Origin of the sequence: Novilysobacter longmucuonensis (assembly GCF_046600735.1) — a bacterium.
Lineage (GTDB): Bacteria > Pseudomonadota > Gammaproteobacteria > Xanthomonadales > Xanthomonadaceae > Novilysobacter_A > Novilysobacter_A longmucuonensis.
This window is the reverse complement of the sequence record NZ_JBJMAW010000014.1, coordinates 1-17,104: the sequence shown is the minus strand read 5'-3', so window position 1 is coordinate 17,104 and position 17,104 is coordinate 1. Positions and strand designations below refer to the sequence as shown.

At 68.9% G+C, this 17,104-nt stretch carries 20 protein-coding genes; 5 read left to right on the top strand and 15 right to left on the bottom strand.

Annotated features, from left to right (window positions below; genetic code table 11):
* Positions 1-196: 196 nt before the first annotated feature.
* From ACJQWM_RS11875 to ACJQWM_RS11835, 9 genes are all read right to left on the bottom strand, one after another.
* Positions 197-1,279: a flagellar basal body P-ring protein FlgI gene (locus ACJQWM_RS11875; protein ID WP_332706722.1), complete on the bottom strand. Its 1,083-nt coding sequence runs from the start codon at positions 1,277-1,279 to the stop codon at positions 197-199.
* A gap of 125 nt (positions 1,280-1,404) precedes the next feature.
* Positions 1,405-2,181 (bottom strand): flagellar basal body L-ring protein FlgH, encoded by a 777-nt coding sequence (locus tag ACJQWM_RS11870; RefSeq protein ID WP_411306860.1) that lies wholly within the window; start codon positions 2,179-2,181, stop codon positions 1,405-1,407.
* Between the two features lie 152 nt (positions 2,182-2,333).
* On the bottom strand, positions 2,334-3,119 hold the full coding sequence (gene flgG / locus ACJQWM_RS11865; RefSeq protein ID WP_332706677.1) for a flagellar basal-body rod protein FlgG: 786 nt from the start codon (positions 3,117-3,119) through the stop codon (positions 2,334-2,336).
* Between the two features lie 40 nt (positions 3,120-3,159).
* Positions 3,160-3,906 carry a flagellar basal body rod protein FlgF gene (locus ACJQWM_RS11860; protein WP_332706674.1) on the bottom strand — a complete coding sequence of 249 codons (747 nt, stop codon included), beginning with the start codon at positions 3,904-3,906 and terminating at the stop codon, positions 3,160-3,162.
* Positions 3,907-4,049: 143 nt separating this feature from the next.
* The gene (flgE, locus tag ACJQWM_RS11855) at positions 4,050-5,270 is read right to left on the bottom strand and encodes a flagellar hook protein FlgE (RefSeq protein WP_332706671.1); all 1,221 of its coding nucleotides are present in this window, start codon (positions 5,268-5,270) and stop codon (positions 4,050-4,052) included.
* 85 nt (positions 5,271-5,355) lie between these two features.
* Positions 5,356-6,021, bottom strand: a complete 666-nt coding sequence (locus ACJQWM_RS11850; protein WP_332706668.1) for a flagellar hook assembly protein FlgD — start codon at positions 6,019-6,021, stop codon at positions 5,356-5,358.
* A 2-nt stretch (positions 6,022-6,023) separates the two neighbouring features.
* Complete coding sequence (gene flgC, locus ACJQWM_RS11845; protein WP_332706665.1) at positions 6,024-6,431, bottom strand: flagellar basal body rod protein FlgC; 408 nt, start codon at positions 6,429-6,431, stop codon at positions 6,024-6,026.
* Positions 6,432-6,444: 13 nt separating this feature from the next.
* A complete protein-coding gene (gene flgB, locus ACJQWM_RS11840) occupies positions 6,445-6,825 on the bottom strand; it encodes a flagellar basal body rod protein FlgB (RefSeq protein WP_332706662.1) in 381 nt (126 codons plus the stop codon).
* A gap of 194 nt (positions 6,826-7,019) precedes the next feature.
* On the bottom strand, positions 7,020-7,952 hold the full coding sequence (locus tag ACJQWM_RS11835) for a chemotaxis protein CheV (protein ID WP_332706659.1): 933 nt from the start codon (positions 7,950-7,952) through the stop codon (positions 7,020-7,022).
* Between the two features lie 157 nt (positions 7,953-8,109).
* On the opposite strand from ACJQWM_RS11835, the gene ACJQWM_RS11830 reads away from it, so the two are divergent.
* The 5 genes from ACJQWM_RS11830 to ACJQWM_RS11810 all read left to right on the top strand — a co-directional run bounded on the left by ACJQWM_RS11830 (position 8,110) and on the right by ACJQWM_RS11810 (position 11,463).
* Entirely contained in the window at positions 8,110-8,382 is a 273-nt protein-coding gene (locus ACJQWM_RS11830; RefSeq protein ID WP_332706656.1) for a hypothetical protein, read from the top strand.
* Between the two features lie 373 nt (positions 8,383-8,755).
* Positions 8,756-9,421: a flagellar basal body P-ring formation chaperone FlgA gene (gene flgA, locus ACJQWM_RS11825; RefSeq protein WP_332706653.1), complete on the top strand. Its 666-nt coding sequence runs from the start codon at positions 8,756-8,758 to the stop codon at positions 9,419-9,421.
* Positions 9,422-9,542: 121 nt separating this feature from the next.
* Positions 9,543-9,854 (top strand): flagellar biosynthesis anti-sigma factor FlgM, encoded by a 312-nt coding sequence (flgM, locus tag ACJQWM_RS11820; protein WP_411306856.1) that lies wholly within the window; start codon positions 9,543-9,545, stop codon positions 9,852-9,854.
* On the top strand, positions 9,851-10,204 hold the full coding sequence (locus tag ACJQWM_RS11815) for a flagellar protein FlgN (RefSeq protein WP_332707992.1): 354 nt from the start codon (positions 9,851-9,853) through the stop codon (positions 10,202-10,204). The genes flgM and ACJQWM_RS11815 overlap by 4 nt, the downstream gene beginning before the upstream one ends.
* Positions 10,201-11,463 (top strand): sensor histidine kinase, encoded by a 1,263-nt coding sequence (locus ACJQWM_RS11810; protein WP_332707994.1) that lies wholly within the window; start codon positions 10,201-10,203, stop codon positions 11,461-11,463. The genes ACJQWM_RS11815 and ACJQWM_RS11810 overlap by 4 nt, the downstream gene beginning before the upstream one ends.
* Here the strand turns inward: ACJQWM_RS11810 and ACJQWM_RS11805 are convergent.
* From ACJQWM_RS11805 to ACJQWM_RS11780, 6 genes are all read right to left on the bottom strand, one after another.
* On the bottom strand, positions 11,439-11,588 hold the full coding sequence (locus ACJQWM_RS11805) for a hypothetical protein (protein ID WP_332707996.1): 150 nt from the start codon (positions 11,586-11,588) through the stop codon (positions 11,439-11,441). The genes ACJQWM_RS11810 and ACJQWM_RS11805 overlap by 25 nt on opposite strands.
* A gap of 693 nt (positions 11,589-12,281) precedes the next feature.
* On the bottom strand, positions 12,282-13,034 hold the full coding sequence (locus tag ACJQWM_RS11800) for a chemotaxis protein CheW (protein WP_411306854.1): 753 nt from the start codon (positions 13,032-13,034) through the stop codon (positions 12,282-12,284).
* Positions 13,031-13,810 carry a ParA family protein gene (locus ACJQWM_RS11795; RefSeq protein ID WP_411306853.1) on the bottom strand — a complete coding sequence of 260 codons (780 nt, stop codon included), beginning with the start codon at positions 13,808-13,810 and terminating at the stop codon, positions 13,031-13,033. The genes ACJQWM_RS11800 and ACJQWM_RS11795 overlap by 4 nt, the downstream gene beginning before the upstream one ends.
* Entirely contained in the window at positions 13,810-14,892 is a 1,083-nt protein-coding gene (gene motD, locus ACJQWM_RS11790; RefSeq protein ID WP_332707959.1) for a flagellar motor protein MotD, read from the bottom strand. Before motD ends, ACJQWM_RS11795 begins: the two co-directional genes overlap by 1 nt.
* 9 nt (positions 14,893-14,901) lie before the next feature.
* The gene (locus tag ACJQWM_RS11785; protein WP_332707961.1) at positions 14,902-15,642 is read right to left on the bottom strand and encodes a flagellar motor protein; all 741 of its coding nucleotides are present in this window, start codon (positions 15,640-15,642) and stop codon (positions 14,902-14,904) included.
* Positions 15,643-15,864: 222 nt separating this feature from the next.
* A partial coding sequence (locus tag ACJQWM_RS11780; RefSeq protein WP_332707963.1) for a chemotaxis protein CheA occupies positions 15,865-17,104 on the bottom strand: 1,240 nt, incomplete at its 5' end.

Genomic DNA, 17,104 nt, shown 5'->3' with positions numbered 1-17,104 from the left:
AAGGTCGGTCTTTGTCGGATGTCGGGTTGAGGGGCCGTGCTTCTCTGCTCGTCATTCCCGCGAAGGCGGGAACCCAGTGACCTGCGCGTTTTCGGCCAGCGGCGTTGCAAGTGCCATTAGCGAAAGACGTTGGATCCCCGGCTTCGCGGGGATGACGAGCGGGTTGCAGGATGACGAGTGCTGGCGGCGATGATCCTCAAATCACTTCCAGCTCAGCCCGCAGCGCACCCGCGCGCTTCAGCGCTTCCAGGATCGCGACGATGTCGCCCGGCGCGGCGCCGACGGCGTTGACCGCGCGCACGATCGCTTCCAGCGAGGTGCCGCCGGCGAACAAGAACATGCGGCTGGAGTCCTCGACCGCCTCGATCGTCGATTGCGGGGTGATGACGGTGGCACCGTCGCCAAACGGGTTGGGCTGGTCCACTTGCAGGGATTCGACGATCGACACGGTCAGCGAGCCATGCGCGACCGCGGCCGGCAGCACGGTGACGTGGCCGCCCATGACCACGGTGCCGGTGCGCGAGTTGACGATGACCTTGGCGGCCGCCGCGCCCGGGCGCACGTCGAGCGTTTCGAGCTGCGCCAGGAAACCGATGCGGTCGCCCGGCGGCGGGGTCACCTCGATGGTCACGCCGTCGAGTGCGCGCGCACGGCCGGGGCCGAATGCGCTTTCGACCGCAGCGACTATCCGCGCAGCGGTGGTGAAGTCGAACTCGTGCAGGTTCAGCAGGATGTTGCCGGTCGGTGCCGCCCCGGCGACCGCGCGTTCCACGATCGCGCCGTTGGGGATGCGCCCGCCGTTGGGCGCGTTGACCGAGATGCGCGAGCCGTCGCGGCCCGAGGCGCCGAAGCCGCTGACCACCAGGCTGCCCTGGGCGATCGCGTAGACCTGGCCGTCGGCGCCTTTTAGCGGCGCCATCAGCAGGCTGCCGCCGCGCAAGGATCCGGCATTGCCGATCGAGGACACGGTGACGTCGATGTTCTGGCCGGGCTTGGCGTAGGCCGGCAACTCGGCGTGGATCGCGACCGCGGCGACGTTCTTGAGCTGCGGATTGACCCCCGGCGGAATGGTCACGCCGAGCTGGTCGAGCATCGTCTTGAGGCTCTGCACGGTAAAGGGCGTCTGGCTGGTGCGGTCGCCGCTGCCGTCCAGGCCGACCACCAGGCCGTAGCCAACCAGCGGGTTGCCGCGCACCCCGGCGACCTGGGCCAGATCCTTGATGCGCTCGGCCTGGGCATTGGCGCTGAAAACAAGCAACAGCACCGCGCAGGTACGCATCGCGGCGCGTAGCGCGCGTCGCGGCGCGGAAGCGGCGGCCTCGGGGCGGGCTACGCGTCGGGCCGGGACGAAGGTTGGGGTGGCGATGCCGCGTCCCGCGAGATTGGCGCTGGTCATGACGGGCCTCAGTAAGGGAAGGCGGCGGAGTTGAAGAAGCGGCCCAGCCAGCCCATCGCGTTCGACCGCGCCAGCGTGCCGCGGCCGCCGTAGACGATGCGGGCCTCGCCGACGCGGTCGGAACTGATGCGGTTGTCGGGACCGATATCGGCGGTGCGCACGATTCCTTGAACCTGGACCAGCTCGTCGCCCTGGTTCAGGCGCATGCGCTTCTGGCCGGCGACCAGCAGGTTGCCGTTGCCGAGTTCGCGCACCACCGTGACGGTGATCTCGCCGTCGAGCTGGTTGCTCTGCGCGCTGTTGCCGGCGCCGGTGAAGTCGCGGGTGCCCTCGATCTCGGCTTCGAGGATCGACTGGCCGGCGTAGGTCACCGGCAGCCCGGCGACGATCGGCGCGCCCAGGCCGATGCCGGATTCCTTGGTGACAGAGGTCTGCGCAACCGAGCGCGAGGCGGTGCGCTCGGTCAGCACGATGGTCAGCAGGTCGCCGACGCCTCGTGCCTTGTTGTCCTGGAACAGCCGCAGGCCGCGCCCGCTGCCGCTCCCGCGGTTGGACGCGGCGTAGATCGAACCGCCGGGGTCGGCGGCGGCCGCCGGGGCGAGCATGCCGGCGGGCGTTGCGGCATCGGGCACGGCGACCTGCGCCGCATACGGCGAGGCCGCCTGCGGCACCACCGGCTCGAACGGGCGCACGTCGCCCATCACCGTGGCGCAGCCAGTCAATATGCCGACGAAAAGCAAACCGCCTACCGACACCACGGAGCGCACGAACCCTCCAGCCGTCATTCCCGCGAAGGCGGGAATCCATGCCCGCGCGGTGGCGGACGCATCGTCGGCATGGATCCCCGCCTTCGCGGGGATGACGGCTTGAAAGCGGCGATTCGGGATCTTCATCAGTGCGGCGACCGTCTTCATTGCGACTCTCTAAGCGTTGCGGATCAGAGGTTCTGGTTGAGGAAGCCAAGCATCTGGTCGATGGTCGAGATCGCCTTGGCGTTGGTCTCGTAGGCGCGCTGGGTCTCGATCATCGACACCAGTTCCTCCACGGTGTTGACGTTGGAGCCCTCCAGCGCGCCCTGCACCAGCAGGCCGGCGCCGTTGCTGCCGGGCGCACCCTGCTGCGCCGGGCCGCTGGCGCCGGTCTCGACATAAAGGTTCTCGCCCTTGGCTTGCAGGCCGGCGGGGTTGACGAAGTCGGCCAGGGTCAGCGCACCGACCTGCACCGCCTCGGCCTGTCCGGCGACCTGCACCGAGACCGTGCCGTCGCTGCCGATGGTCACGCTCTGCGCGCCCTCGGGCAGCTGCAGGCCCGGCTGCACCGGGTAGCCGGAGTTGGTGACCAGCTCACCCTGGGAATTGATCTGGAAGCTGCCGTCGCGGGTGTAGGCCGGGCTGCCGTCGGGCAGCAGCACCTCGAAGAAACCGCGGCCGTTGATCGCGACGTCCAGCGCGTTGCCGGTCTGCGCCAGGTTGCCCTGCTGGAACTGCTTGGCGGTGGCGGCGACCCGCACGCCGGTGCCGGTGGACAGGCCGCTGGGCAACTGGGTCTGCTCGGAGCTGGCACCGCCGGGCTGGCGCACGGTCTGGTACAGCAGGTCCTCGAAGCTGGCGCGGTCGCGCTTGAAGCCCACGGTATTGGTGTTGGCGAGATTGTTGGAGATCACCGCCATGCGCGTCTGCTGCGCATCGAGGCCGGTTTTCGCGATCCATAGAGCCTGGCTCATGGCGTGTTCCTCTTCATGTCAGTGGCGTGTGCCGTAAAAATCAGCGCGAGGACAGCAGGGTGTTGGCCGCACGCGCGTTCTCGTCGCCCTTCTGCAAGATGCGTACCTGCATCTCGAACTGGCGCGACAGCTGGATCATCGAAACCAGCATCGAGGTGGCGTCCACGTTGCTGCCCTCCAGCGCGCCGGAGGTCAGTACCTTGCCGGCGGCGGGTGCCAGCGGCGCGGCGTCGGGGGCGGCGTACATCAGGCCGTCCTCGCCGCGGACCAACTCGGCGGTATTGGCCGCGGCGACCTGCAGCCGCCCGGCTTCGGCGATGGTGTTGGCCGGCTGACCCTGCGGCACGATCGAGATGGTGCCGTCGCCACCGATGCTCAGCGACTGGTGCGGGGGGATGGCCAATGGCGCGCCGCCTTGGTCGAGCACCGGCCGCCCCGAGGCGGTGGTCAGCAGGCCGTTGGGGGTGAGCTGCAGGTTGCCGGCGCGGGTGTAGGCGACACCGCCGCCGGGCGCCTGCACCGCCAGCCAGCGGTCCGGATCGAGCGCCACGTCGAGCGCGTTGCTGGTGTTGTGCACCGCCCCGGCGCGCGCGCTGACCCCGAGCGTCTGGTGCGAGGCGGCGACGCGCGAGGCGTGGCCGGCGCCATCGACCGGAGCTGCAACCGTGCCGCTCAAGGTCGCCTGGAAGCCCACCGTGCTGGCGTTGGCGAGGTTGTGCGACACCGAGGCCTGCGCCTTCAGCGTGGCGCTGGCGCCGGTCATCGCGACGTATAGGGCCTTGTCCACGGTGGTGTCTCCTGTTGTTGCCGATCAGGTGCCTGCCGATCAAGTCGGCAAGGCTGTCCGCAAAGAGCGCAAAGGGCGCAAAGACCAAATAGAAAAACTTTCCTTTTGCGCTTTTTGCGTCCTTTGCGGACCAGCTACTGGCTTCAGCGGATGTTGATCACGGTCTGGGTGATCTGGTCCTGGGTCGAGATCATCTGCGCGTTGGCCTGGAAGTTGCGTTGCGCGGTGATCATGTTGACCAGCTGCTCGGTCAGATCGACGTTGGAGGTTTCCAGCGCGCCGCCCTGGATCAGGCCGAACTCGGACGAACCGGCGCCGCCGCGGCGCGGTTGGCCGGACTCAAAGGTTTCGGACCAGCCGTTGTCACCCTGCGGCTGCAGACCCTGCGGGTTGCTGAAGTTGGTCATTGCGACCTGGCCCAGCGGAGTCGAGACGCCGTTGGTGTAGCGCGCATTGACCACGCCGGTCGAGGACACCTCGATGCCGGTCAGGCGACCGGTGGCATAGCCGTCCTGTACTAGCGCGGACACGCTGAAGGATTCGCCGTACTGGGTCGACTCGCTCACGTCGACGGTGATCGCCATCGGCGCGGCGCCGTTGCCGGGATCGTAGTCGGGCAGCGCGATCTCGCCTGGTACCGGCGCCTGCAGTTCGCCGATGTCGGAGTACTGCAGCGTGGCCGGCGCCCCGACGGCGTTGCCGTCGATCTGGGTATGCACTTCCCACTCGTTGGGGTTGGCGGTCTTGACGAAGTACAGCGACTGGGTGTGCGAGGCGCCTAGCGAGTCGTACACCGTCAGCGAGGTGGTGTGGTTGTAGCTGCTCGGATCAGTCGGATCGAACGGCGCCACGGTCGGCGCCGCCGCATCGGCCGGCAGGTTGCTGCCGACCTCGATCTCGCCGGTCGCGCGCGGCGGCGAGTCGCCGTTGGCCAGCTGCAAATCGCTCATGCGGCCCATGTCGAAGCCGGTGCCGGTGGCGCTGGGCAGGTACACCTGCAGCCGGTGGCCGGACGGATTGACCACGTAGCCATCGCGGTCGGCGCCGAAATTGCCGGCGCGCGAGTACACGCTGGCGCCCTGGTTGGACAGGGTGAAGAAACCCTGCCCGCTGATCGCCAGGTCCAGCGCCTTGCCGCTGAACTCGACGTTGCCCTGGTCGAACTGCTGCGCGACCTGGTTGAGCCGCACGCCGGCGCCGATCGCGTTTTTCGACAGGCCGAAGGCCGACACCGGGAACACGTCGCCGAACTCGGCGCGCGACTGCTTGAAGCCGGTGGTGTTTGCGTTGGCGATGTTGTTGGAGGTGACGTTGAGGTCGGCCGAAGCCGCGTTCATGCCGCTGAGCGAGATGCGGAAACTCATGGTGTGTGCTCCTGGGTGGACCGGGTGCTGAAGGGGGTGCGGATCTGATTGCCGACCTGAAGGTCGATGGTTGGGCGCGGCGACATCAGCCGACCCTGCGGATCGCCGACAGCGAATGGCTACCCAGCCCTGCAAGGTTGAGGACGAGCCCGTGCGGCTCGATCGAGACACTGTCGACGTGGCCGGCCATGCGTACCTGCAATGCCTCGGCCTGCTTGCCGGTGCCGATGCTGGCGCGGATGGTGTACTGGCCGCCGGCGCTGGGGTTGCCGGCGTCGTCAAGACCGTCCCACTCCCAGTTCACGGTGCCGGCCGAGGGCGCGTCGACGGTGGTGCGGCGCACGATCGCCCCGGCACTGTCGACGATTTCAATGCTGATCGGCCCGGCAGAGGGCGCGGTAAGCTCGCCGCGCATCGGCGCGCCGGGCGCCAACTGCACGGTGTCGGCCTCGACCAGTGCCTCGCGCCCGACCAGCGAGGCCGCGCGCAGGGTCTGGTCGGATTCCATCACGCTGGCCATCGCGCCCATCGCGCCCTGCATCTCCTCGATGCCCTGCACGGTGGAGAACTGCGCGAGCTGGCCGAGGAACTCGGCGTTGGCGAGTGGTTTGAGCGGGTCCTGGTGCTTGAGCTGCTCGGTCATCAGCCGCAGGAAATCGGCCTGGCCCAGCGAGGTGTCGCGCGGCGGCGCCTGCGCGGCGAGGCCGAGCGAACCGTAGGGATGTTCGTTGCTGCCGGTGATCGCGCTCATCGTTATTTACCCATGTTGAGCGTGGCCATCGCCAGCTCCTTGGCGGTGTTGAACACCTCGACGTTGGCCTGGTAGCCCCGCGAGGCGGAAATCAGGTCGACCATCTGCGCGACCGGATCGATCGCCGGGGCGTAGACGTAGCCCTCGCCGTCGGCCAGCGGGTGCCCGGGCTCGTAGCGCTTGATAGGCGCGGCGGTGCTCTCGGTGACCTCGGTCACCTGCACCCCGGACAGCTCGGGCTTGCCCGCGACTGCCTCGGCCGAGAACACCGGCTGCTTGGCGCGGAACACCGCGTCGGGATCGCCTGATACCGAGTCGGCGTTGGCCAGGTTGCTGGCGATGGTGCTCAGGCGCACCGATTGCGCCTGCATCGCCGAACCGGCGACGTTGAAGATGGGCAGGTTGCTCATGCGGTCGTCTCCCTTACTGGCCCGTTATGGCGGTCAGCATCCCGCGCACCTTCGCTTCGACGAACGACATCGAGGCGCGGTATTCGAGTGCGGCCTGGGCGAAGGCGGCGTGCTCGCGATCACCATCGACGGTGTTGCCGTCCATGCTGGGCTGGCTGGCGGGGCGCTCGTAGCGCGCGCCGCTGGCTGCCGCGGTGATCGCATCGGTGCCCGCACCGCTGCCGGCCACGGGCTGCATCGCCGCTCGCAGGGCACTGTTGAAGTCGAGGTCCTGCGCCTTGTAGCCGGGCGTGTCGGCGTTGGCGAGGTTGGACGCCAGCAGCTGCATGCGCTGCTCGCGCAGCGCCAGCGCCGTGCCATGGACGCCAAGAAACGAGGAAGTTGGCTCGGTCATCGCCCCTCCGGGGTGCGTGTTCCCCCGAACCGAGGCAAGCGGCGTGCCACGCCGTCTTCAGCCCTCCCCTTCAAGGGGAGGGTTGGGTGGGGATGGGGTGGCTCTGCGCCAGACCGCAGCCGCCAGGCCAACCCATCCCCATCCCGGCTCTCCCCTTGAAGGGGAAGGAGCAAAGCTGCTTTGGAAACAGCCGCTTACGCGGCCATCTGCAACGCGTTAATGCGCGAGGTGATGCGCTGCGCAAGCTCGTGCTCGGAGTACTTGGCGACAAAGTCGTCGGCGCCGACGCGCTCGACCATCGCGTGGTTGAACACCCCCGACAGGGAGGTGTGCAGCAGCACGTAGAGGCCGCGCAGGGCCGGATGGCGACGGATTTCCGTCGTCAGCGTGTAGCCGTCCATCGCCGGCATCTCGATATCGGAAATCACCATGGCGTAGCGCTCGGTCGGCGCGCGGCCGCTTTCGGCCAGTTGCTGCAGGTGCTCCAGTGCCTGGCGACCGTCCGACAGCAAGGTGGCATGCAGCCCGAGTTGCTCGAGCACCTGGCGGATCTGGTTGCGCGCCACGCGCGAGTCGTCGACCACCAGCACCTCGCGCGCCGCACCGCCGTGCGCCAGCGGCATGATCGCGCCGGCCTCGCTCCTGCGCGGTACCGCCTCGGCCAGCACGCTCTCCACGTCGACCAGCTGGATCAGTTCACCGTTGTGGCGGGTGACGCCGGTGAGGTAGTTGCAGTCGCCGCCCAGGTCCGGCGGCGGATGGATGTCCTCGACCGCGATATTGACGATGCGCTCGACCCCCGACACCAGGAAGCCCTGCACGGTGCGGTTGAACTCGGTCACCACCAGGTAGCGCGGTTCCGGGCCGTCGTCCGGGCTGCCGTGGCCGATCGCCCGGGCCAGGTCCAGCACCGCCACGGTCCGCCCGCGCACATCGGCCGCGCCACGGAAGGCGGCGGACAGCTGCGGCAGGGTGAACAGCGGCGGGCGCGGGATGACTTCCTGCACCTTGAATACATTGACGCCAAAAAGCTGACGCGTGCCCAGCCGGAACAGCAGCAAGGCCAGCCGGTTGTGGCCGGCCAGCCGGGTGCGTTGGTCGATTCGGTCCAGCAGGTCGCGGCTCATGGCGATGTTGTCGGCCGTGGCCGGCGCTTCTTGAGCGGCACGGGCGGCCGCTGGATCGGCATTGCTTTTGCCCTTGCCCCGACGTTGATCTTGACGTTGACCTTGCGATGCCAATCAACCATTTCGTCGCTCCACAGACCCCGAAGGGGCGGCGGCCATGGATGGCCGCCGTTTTCCGACCGAGGCAGGATGCCGAGTCGGAAAATCCCCGCGTCGCCCGCACGGCGAGGTGTTTGAAGTGTCGAGGAAGGGCCTTTCTTTGGTTACTTTCTTTGGCCCTTCAAAGAAAGTGACTCGCCTTCAGGCGAAAGCATTTGATCTTTGCCTGTCTACCGCCAGCGGATGTTTTTGGAAGTTGCGACGCGACGAGATCATGATCAAGATCAAGGTCAAGAGCTTCCGCCTGAAGGCGGGTCACTTTCTTTGCTGACCCAAAGAAAGTAACCAAAGAAAGGGTCCTCCTCGACACACCTCCCGTGCGGGCATGGAGTAGCGCGGGGATTTTTCGACTCGCCATCCATGGCTCGGTCGAAAAACGGCGCACATCCATGTGCGCCGCCCCTTCGGGGTCTGTGGAGTGACGAGGTGGCTAGGTTTACGCGGCAACGGCAAGGCAAAGGCAAAGGCAAGGCAAGGCAAGGCAAGGCAAGGGCAAAGGCAAGGGCAAGGGCACCGGAAGAGCAAGTGCAGAAGGGCGACCGCGGGGGCTCCAGCGCGGCGAGGGCCCTACGCGGGACCGGCAAAGCGCCCCGCGGCACATGACTTGCTTGTCCACGACGGAACAAGTGCCAAGGAGCGTCCGCGTGCCCCATCGATCACCACCCGCCTGGCTGGCGGCCTTGCTGCTGCTCGCGAGTGCGTCGTCGGCCGCAGGGACGGCCATCACCGAGCCCGACGCGATCCGCCAGGCCGCCCTCGCCGCGCTCGGCGCCGAAGGCACGGGCTCAGAGGCCACCGTCGACCCGGCGCTGCGGATGGCACGATGCGGCCAGCCGCTGCAGGCGGTGCCAACCAGCCCGCGCACGGTCGAGGTGCGCTGCGATGATGCGCCCGGCTGGCGGCTGTACGTGCCGGTGCGCCTGCGGCGCGAGGCCGATGTGGTAGTGCTCAAAACCCCGGCCCGCGCCGGTGTGCCGATCACTGCCGACCAGTTGGCGGTGCAGCGCCGCGACATGAGCGGCGAGGGGGCCGGCTTCAGCGATCCGGCCCAGCTGATCGGCCGGCTGCCGCGCTTGAGCCTGCCGCGCGGCGCGGCGCTGACCGAGGCCGACCTGGCTACCGGTGCGCTGCTGCGCCGTGGCGACCCGGTCGTGCTGGTCTCGCGTGCGGGCGGGGTCGAGGTGCGCGTGGCCGGTCGCGCGCTTGGCAAGGCCACTCCGGGCGGCACCGTCTCGGTGGAGAACATCGGCTCGCGCCGGGTGGTCCGCGGCCGGCTCATCGAGGAGGGTGTGGTCGAGGTCACCCGTTGAGCCGGCAGGCATGCGCCGTGGGCGGCGGCGCAGGACCGATTCGTGCGGTCGTTCACAAATCCACTAAAGTTCCGCCCGGCCCCGCCGTTAGCGTGGTCGACCGAGTAATCAGGAGCGTGCGATGACCAGCAAGATCGACGGCGGCGTGCCGCCACCGCGGCCAGCCGAGCTTGGCAATCCCGCCGCGGCCGCCCGGTCCGGCGAGGACCGCTCGCAGCCGGTGGCCGCCGCCACGCCGGCCGACAACATGCGCCTCACCGGCGAGGCCGCCGGCCTGCAGGCGCTGGAGCGCGAGCTCGGCGCCGCCCCGGCGGGGCTCGACCAGGCCCGCGTCGACGAGATCAAGGGTGCGATCGCCGACGGCAGTTACCGCGTCGACGCCCAGGAAATCGCCACGCGCATGCTGGCCTTCGAGAACGACCTGACCCGATGAACGCCGTGACGGACCAGGCTGCGGTCCCTCCGCTGGAGGCGCTCGAACGTGCCTTGCAGGAAGAACGCCGCGCCCTGCTCGAGCACGATGTCGACGCGCTGCTCAGCTCGACCCAGGCCAAGCTGGTCGCCTTGCGCGAGGTCGAGTCGCAACCGCTGGGCAATGAGGCCACCGCACGCGTCTCCGCCCTGAGCGAACTCAACCGCGCCAACAGCGTGCTGCTCGCGCGGCGCCGCCGCGAAGTCACCTGGGCCCTGCGTCACCTGGGCCGCGTCGACGCCACGGGCGTGTACGATGCCGGTGGACAAGCGGGCACCCGCCCGCAGGCGCGCTGTCTCGGAGTGGGATGAACGAACAACAGCCTGGTCACTCAGGCGATCGCCCGAACACGGCCTGGAGCGACGACCTGCTCTGGGCGCTGGCCGTGGCCGACACCGCGGCGTTGCTGCTCGATGGCGACGGCGCACTGACCCATGCCAACACCGCCGCGCAGGTGCTCGCCGCGCGCCTGCACCCGGATGACCCGACAGCCGAACCCGCTGCGCTGCTGGCGTGCGTGCCGGACCGCGCCTGGGACGCCGCCGGCGTCGACGGCCGCTGGATCGGCGAGGTCGCCACCGCGCAGCCCGGACTGGTGCTGGAGATCAAGGTCTTCAGCGGTCTCCAGGGCGGCACCCATCGTGGGCTGGTGGTGATGAGCGACGTCTCCGCGCGCGCCGCCCGCGAGCGAGAGCTGCAGCGCCGGCACGACGAACTGCAGCAGACCTACAGCCGCCTGGCCGGCGCCCAGGAGCAGCTGCTGCAGTCGGAGAAAATGGCCTCCATCGGCCAGCTCGCCGCCGGCGTCGCGCACGAGATCAACAACCCGATCGGCTACGTGCACTCCAACCTGGGCACGCTGCAGGAGTATGTCGGCGCATTGTTCGCGCTGCTCGATGGCTACGCCGCGGCGCTGCAGTCCGACGACCCTGCCGCGCAGCGCGCGGCGCTGCAGAACACGCGCAACCGGCTGGATATCGACTTCATCGCCCGCGACCTGCCGCAGTTGCTGTCCGAGTCGCGCGAGGGCATCGAGCGGGTCATCAAGATCGTGCAGGATCTCAAGGATTTCTCCCACGTCGGCCGAGGCGAGCCGATGCGCCCCTCGGACCTGCGCAAGGGGTTGGAATCGACGCTCAACATCGTCTGGAACGATCTCAAGTACAAGGTGCGCGTGGAGAAGCATTACGGCGAGTTGCCGCTGGTCGAGTGCCATCTGTCGGAGATCAACCAGGTGTTCATGAACCTGCTGATCAACGCCGGCCAGGCGATCGCCGAGCGCGGCTCGATCGTGCTGGCTACCGGCAGCGAGGACGGCGAGGCCTGGATCAGCATTGCCGACACCGGGTGCGGCATCCCCGACGAAACCCTTCAGCGCATCTTCGATCCGTTCTACACGACCAAGCCGGTCGGCCGCGGCACCGGCCTGGGCCTGGCGATCGCATACCGCATCGTCGCCAAGCACCACGGCCGCATCGAGGTCGCCAGCCAGCCCGGTGCCGGCAGCACGTTCCGAATAGTGCTGCCGCTGGTGCAGCCGCCGCCTCAGACCGAGGCGCCCGCGCCGTAGTGCCGAGCTTGCTCGGCAGCCTCCAGCACGCGTAGTGCCGAGTTCCCGATCCCGATCCTGATCGAAACCGAGTCGTTGCCGTTGCCGGTGATGTTGATGTTGATGTTCAACGCCAACCGATCCACGTCGTCACTCCACAGACCCGAAGGGCGGCGGGCATGGATGCCCGCCGTTTTTCGACCGAGCCACGGATGGCGAGTCGAAAAATCCCCGCGCCACTGCACGCCCGCACGGGAGGGGTGTCGGGGAGAGCCCTTTCTTTGGTTACTTTCTTTGGGCTTGTCAAAGAAAGCGACCCGCCTTCAGGCGGAAGCTCTTGATCTTGAAGTTGATCTTGAAGTTGATCTTGATCTGATCACGCCGCGCTCTTCGGCGCTGAGGTGCGCGTAGTGCTGGCCCATTGCAAGTTCTCTTTGCCAAGTGATGCACTTGAGCTTAGAGACCGCCAACCAAAGAAGGGCCCTTCCTCGACACTTCAAACACCTCGCCGTGCGGGCGACGCCGGGATTTTCCGACTCGGCATCCTGCCTCGGTCGGAAAACGGCGGCCATCCATGGCCGCCGCCCCTTCGGGGTCTGTGGGGTGGCGAGGTGGGTTGATTGGTGTTGCAACCGCAAAGGCAACAGCAACAGCAACAGCAAATCCTCCCCAACCCTCCTTTTTCAAAGGAGGGAGCTCAATGCAGGGGAGGAGCTCAACGCGGGGGAGGGAGCTCAATGCAGGCAAGCTGATGCGGCGCACGTTCCAACAGTGCGGACCGCTATGGCAGTTCCCCCCTTTGGAAAAGGGGGGCAGGGGGATTTGCTCTTGCCGGGAGATCAGCCGAACAGCGCGTCAGCGTCCAGCAGTACCGTGGGGGCGCCGCCGGTGCGGGCGACGCCGAGGATGGCACCGGGATCGCCGTTGGCCAGGGGCGGCTCGATGTGCTCGCGACCCAGCGTCACCACGTCCTCGACCGCGGTGACGAGCACCCCGATCAGCTCGTCGTCGCGTTCAACCACCACGATGCGTGAATTCTCGTCGGCGCTGACGAAACCCGAGTCGAGCCAGCGGCCCAGGTCGAACACCGGGACGATGCGGCCGCGCAGGTTCATCACCCCTAGCACCGAGGCGGCGGCGCCGCGCATGGCGAGGGTCGGCACAGTGCGGACCACCTCCTGGACGCGCATCAGTTCGAAGGCGTAGACGTCGACGCCGACGCGCATGCGTAGCCAGCGGCCGCTGTTGTGCACGGTCTGGATGCGCGTGGCGGGCGGTCCAGCGCCGACGGCCGCCGGTGGTGCGGCGCTCGGGCTGGTCGGCTCCGGTGCGACCGCCGGCGTGGGCACCGGTGTACGCCGGCTTTCGATGCGGAGGGCTTCTGCAATGGCCATTTCGGCCACCGCTGCTTCTGGATCGGCGAGCTGACCGGATTCGGCCGGCGCGCGGTCCGGGGGAGCGTGCGCGATCGACGCCGGTGCCGCCGCTGCCGCCGCGCTCGCCGCATCCGCTGCCCGCGCCGGCGGCTCGTGCTCGGCGGCCGAGGGCGACAGCAGATCGTCCAGGTAGGCGTCGATGACGTCGTCGCTCACGCGGCCTCCTTGCGCGCATTGACGCTCTCGGCCGTGTCCAGCAGCCACCTCAGGGCAGACCGGTAGGCGAGGGCGCCGCGGCCGGTCGGCGCTTCGGCGGCGGTCAGCACGGCCGGGTCGCGCAGCCGGGTGTCCATCGGCACCGCCTTGTGCCAGACGCGCCCGGCGTAGGTATCGTGCAGTTGCTCCAGGCTCTTGACCCCCGAGCGGGTGCGGCGATCGAACAGGGTTGGCAGGATGTGGCGTGGCAGCGGGCGCCGGCGCGAGCGTTCGATCATTTCCGCGGTGCGCAGCATGTCGGCCAGGCCGTGCAGCGCCAGCGGATCGGTCTGGGTCGGGATGACCAGGCGGTCGGCGGCGGCGAGCGCGTTGACCATCAGCAGCCCCAGCGTCGGCGGGCAGTCCAGCAGCACGTAGTCGAAATCCCCGCGCACGCGATGCAGGGCGCGGCCGAGCGCCAGCCCGAGCCCGGGTTGGGTGGCGCCGCGCCGCTCCAGCGTCGCCAGTGCCGGTTGCGCGGCCACCATCAGCAGCCCGGGGATCGCGGTGCCGCGCGCGAGCGTGCGCAGGTCGGGGTCGTGGCCGGAGAACAGGTCGTGGGTGCCGGCCGGCGGCGGCGCGCTCGGCACCTCGAACGCACGCGTCAGGGAGGCGTGCGGGTCGAGGTCGAGCAGCAGCACGCGCTCGCCGCTCTCGGCCAGGTTGCGCGACAGGCACAGCGAGGTGGTCGTCTTGCCGACGCCGCCTTTCTGGTTGGCGATCGCCCAGATCAACATCAGCCGGCATCCTCTTCGGTGGTGCGCACGGCGGTGGCGATGACCGGCAGCACGGGTTGGGGCGGGCGCGTCGCGGCGGCGCCGGTCGAGTCGTTGTCGGCGGCCGGCGCGAGCGGAGCAGGCAGGGTGGCTCCGGCATGGCGCTGCGCGGTGTCCGCGTCCGCGCCGGTCTCGTGATCGGCCAGCATTGGGGGCAGCTCGTCGATGATCGCGTCCGGCCCCTGCGGGCTGGCCAGGATCACCAGCAGCACCCGGCGGTTGCTGTTGCGGCCCTCGACACTGCCGTTGTCGGCGATCGGCTGGTGCGAGCCGAACCCGACCACGGCGAGCCGATCGGGTTCGATGTCGGCATCGATCATCACGTGCACCACGCTGGCCGCACGCGCGGCCGACAGCTCCCAGTTCGACGGGAACTGCGCGGTCTTGATCGGCATGTTGTCGGTGTAGCCCTCTACCCGGACGGAGTTGGGCTCGCCACGCAGGACCGCCGCGAGCCGGCGCACGGTGCTGGTGGCAAAGGCGTTGGGCACCGCCACGCCGCTGGCGAACAGGATGTCGCTCTGGATCTCGACCTCCAGGAAGGTCGCCCCGCGGCGCACCTTGACCAATTTCTGCCGCACCAGTTCCGACAGCGCATCCTCGATGCGCTGGCCGAGCGCCTGCAACTGCGCGGTGTCGCGTCCGGCGATGTCGCTGGCGGTGTGGGCCGCGGCCGCGGCGGCGCGCGCCTCGCTGGCGCTGCGCTGGCCGAAAGTCGGCATGTCGACTATCTGGCGCACGCGCAGGTTGGCGATCGGGTCGACCGGGGCCGGCCCGGCCTTGGCCGCGGCGGTCTGCATCGCGGGCCGGTCGAACGAGCGCGGCTGGGTGGCGCCCAACTGCACCGGCGCGATCGTGCGCGGCGGACCGCCGAATGCCGAGGACAGCGCATCGGCGATCATCCGGTACTTGCCCTCGTTGACCGAGGAGATCGCGTACATCACCACGAAAAAGGCGAGCAGCAGCGTCACCAGGTCGCCATAGGGGATCGCCCAGGCTTCGTGGTTGGTGTGATCTGCGTGCGGGTCGCGACGTCGGGCCATGGCAGGGCGTCAGTGGAGGAAGCCGTTGAGCCGGGCTTCGATGTTGCGCGGGTTCTCGCCCTGGGCGATCGCGATCAAGCCCTCGATGATCATGTCGCGCTCCTGGGTCTGCCCGTTGATCACGCCCTTGAGCTTGCTGGCGACCGGCAGCAGCATCAGGTTGGCCGCGCCGATGCCGTAGATGGTCGCGGTGAACGCCGCGGCGATGCCCTGGCCCAGCTTGCTTGGGTCGGCGAGGTTCTTCATCACCGCCATCAGCCCCAGCACCGCGCCGATGATGCCCAACGTAGGGGCGTAGATCCCCATGCCCTCGAAAACCTTGGCCGCGGCGAGGTCGCTGTGTTCCTGGCCGGCCAGCTCGATCTCGAGCATCTGCCGGATGGTCTCGGGTTCGACCCCGTCGACCACCATCTGCAAGCCCTTGCGCAGGAACGGATCGGGCTGCGCCTGCACCTCCGCCTCCAGTCCGAGCAGGCCCTGCTTGCGCGCGACGCTGCTCCACTGGACGATCTTGCCGATGACCGCGCTGCGGTCCTGCGACGGCGGCTGGAACACCCAGCGCACGATCCGCAGCGCGCGCCTGAACGTCACCATCGGGGTCTGCAGCAGGATCGCCGCGACGGTGCCGACGATCACGATCAAAAACGCGGCCGGATTCCACAGTCCGGACAAGCCGGCACCCTTGAGCACGCTGCCGCCGATCAAGGCGACGATCGCGAGCACCACGCCGATGAGACTGAGTCTGTCCATTGGGGAAATTAACGGTCGCGGGGGGGATTACTTGAGCGCGCAGGCGTTTGGTTCGACTGCGGGAGCGCGCCGTGGGTGAGATCGCGGAATTGCTGGAAAGGCTCGCGCCCATGGGGCGCTCCTACAGGAATCGACGCGCTGTTGTAGGAGCGGGCCATGCCCGCGATCGGGAACGATGCGGTCGCGCTCAGGGGCGTTCAGCGTAGCGGAGCAAGCTCCGCTCTACAGCGTTCTGGCGGCACCGCGCACGCCGGTCCGGTACAGCGCGTCGACGTCCAGGATCAACGCCATGCGGCCGTCGCCGATCAGGCTGGCGCCGGCGTAACCGGGCAATCCGCGCAGGGTGCGCGGCAGCGCCTTGATCACCACTTCCTCGCGGCCGCGCACGCGATCGACCGCCAGGCAGAAGCGTTGCTCGCCCGACTGCAGGACCACGTTGGTGCAGTCCGCCAGCGGCGCCTCCTGCAGGCCCAACCAGTCGCGCAGGCCGAGCAGCGGCACCGGCTCCTCACGCAGGTCCAGCACGCGTTGGGTGTCGACCCACATCGGCTCGCCCGGATGGTGCGCGAGCACCTCGACCACGCGCACCAGCGGCAATGCGTAGACGTCCTGGTCGATCTCCACCAGCAGGGTCGGCAGGATCGCCAGGGTCAGCGGCACCCGGATCAAAAAGCGGGTGCCGCGTCCGGGCTCGGACTGGATCTGCACCTCGCCGCTGAGTTCGCGGATCTTGGACTGCACCACGTCCATGCCGACGCCGCGACCGGACAGGTCGCTGACCTCGGCGCGGGTCGAGAAGCCCGGCAGGAAGATCAGTTGCAGGCACTCCTCGGTGCTCAGCCGCGCGGCGGCCTCGGCATCGATCAGGCCCTTGCGCAATGCGCTGTCGCGGATGTTGTCGGGGTCGATGCCGGCGCCGTCGTCGCGCACTTCGATCGCGACGTGGTCGCCCTCCTGCTGGGCACTGAGCCGCACCCGGCCCTGCTCGGGCTTGCCGGCCTCGATGCGCACCGAAGGCGGCTCGATGCCGTGGTCGATCGCGTTTCGAACCAGGTGCAACAGCGGATCCGACAGCGCCTCGACCAGGTTGCGGTCCAGTTCGGTGTCGGCGCCGACCACGTCCAGCTCGACCGATTTCTGCAGTTGGCGGGCGATGTCGCGGGTGAGCTTGGGGAAGCGCGAGAACACCCGGCCGACCGGCTGCATGCGCGCGGTCATCACCGCCGATTGCAGGCGCGAGGTGGCGCCGTCGAGCGCGGTCACCGCGCGGTCGAGGTGCTCGTCGCGCAGGCGCGGGCGGATGGTCTTGAGCCGGTTGCGCGCCAGCACCAGCTCGCCGACCAGGTTGACCAGCGCATCGAGCCGGCGCACGTCGATGCGCACGGTCGCGTCGGCCGATTCCGCGCTGGCGGCGGGCTTGCGCGGCGCGGCCGCGGGGTTCGGGGGTGGTGGCGGGAGCGGC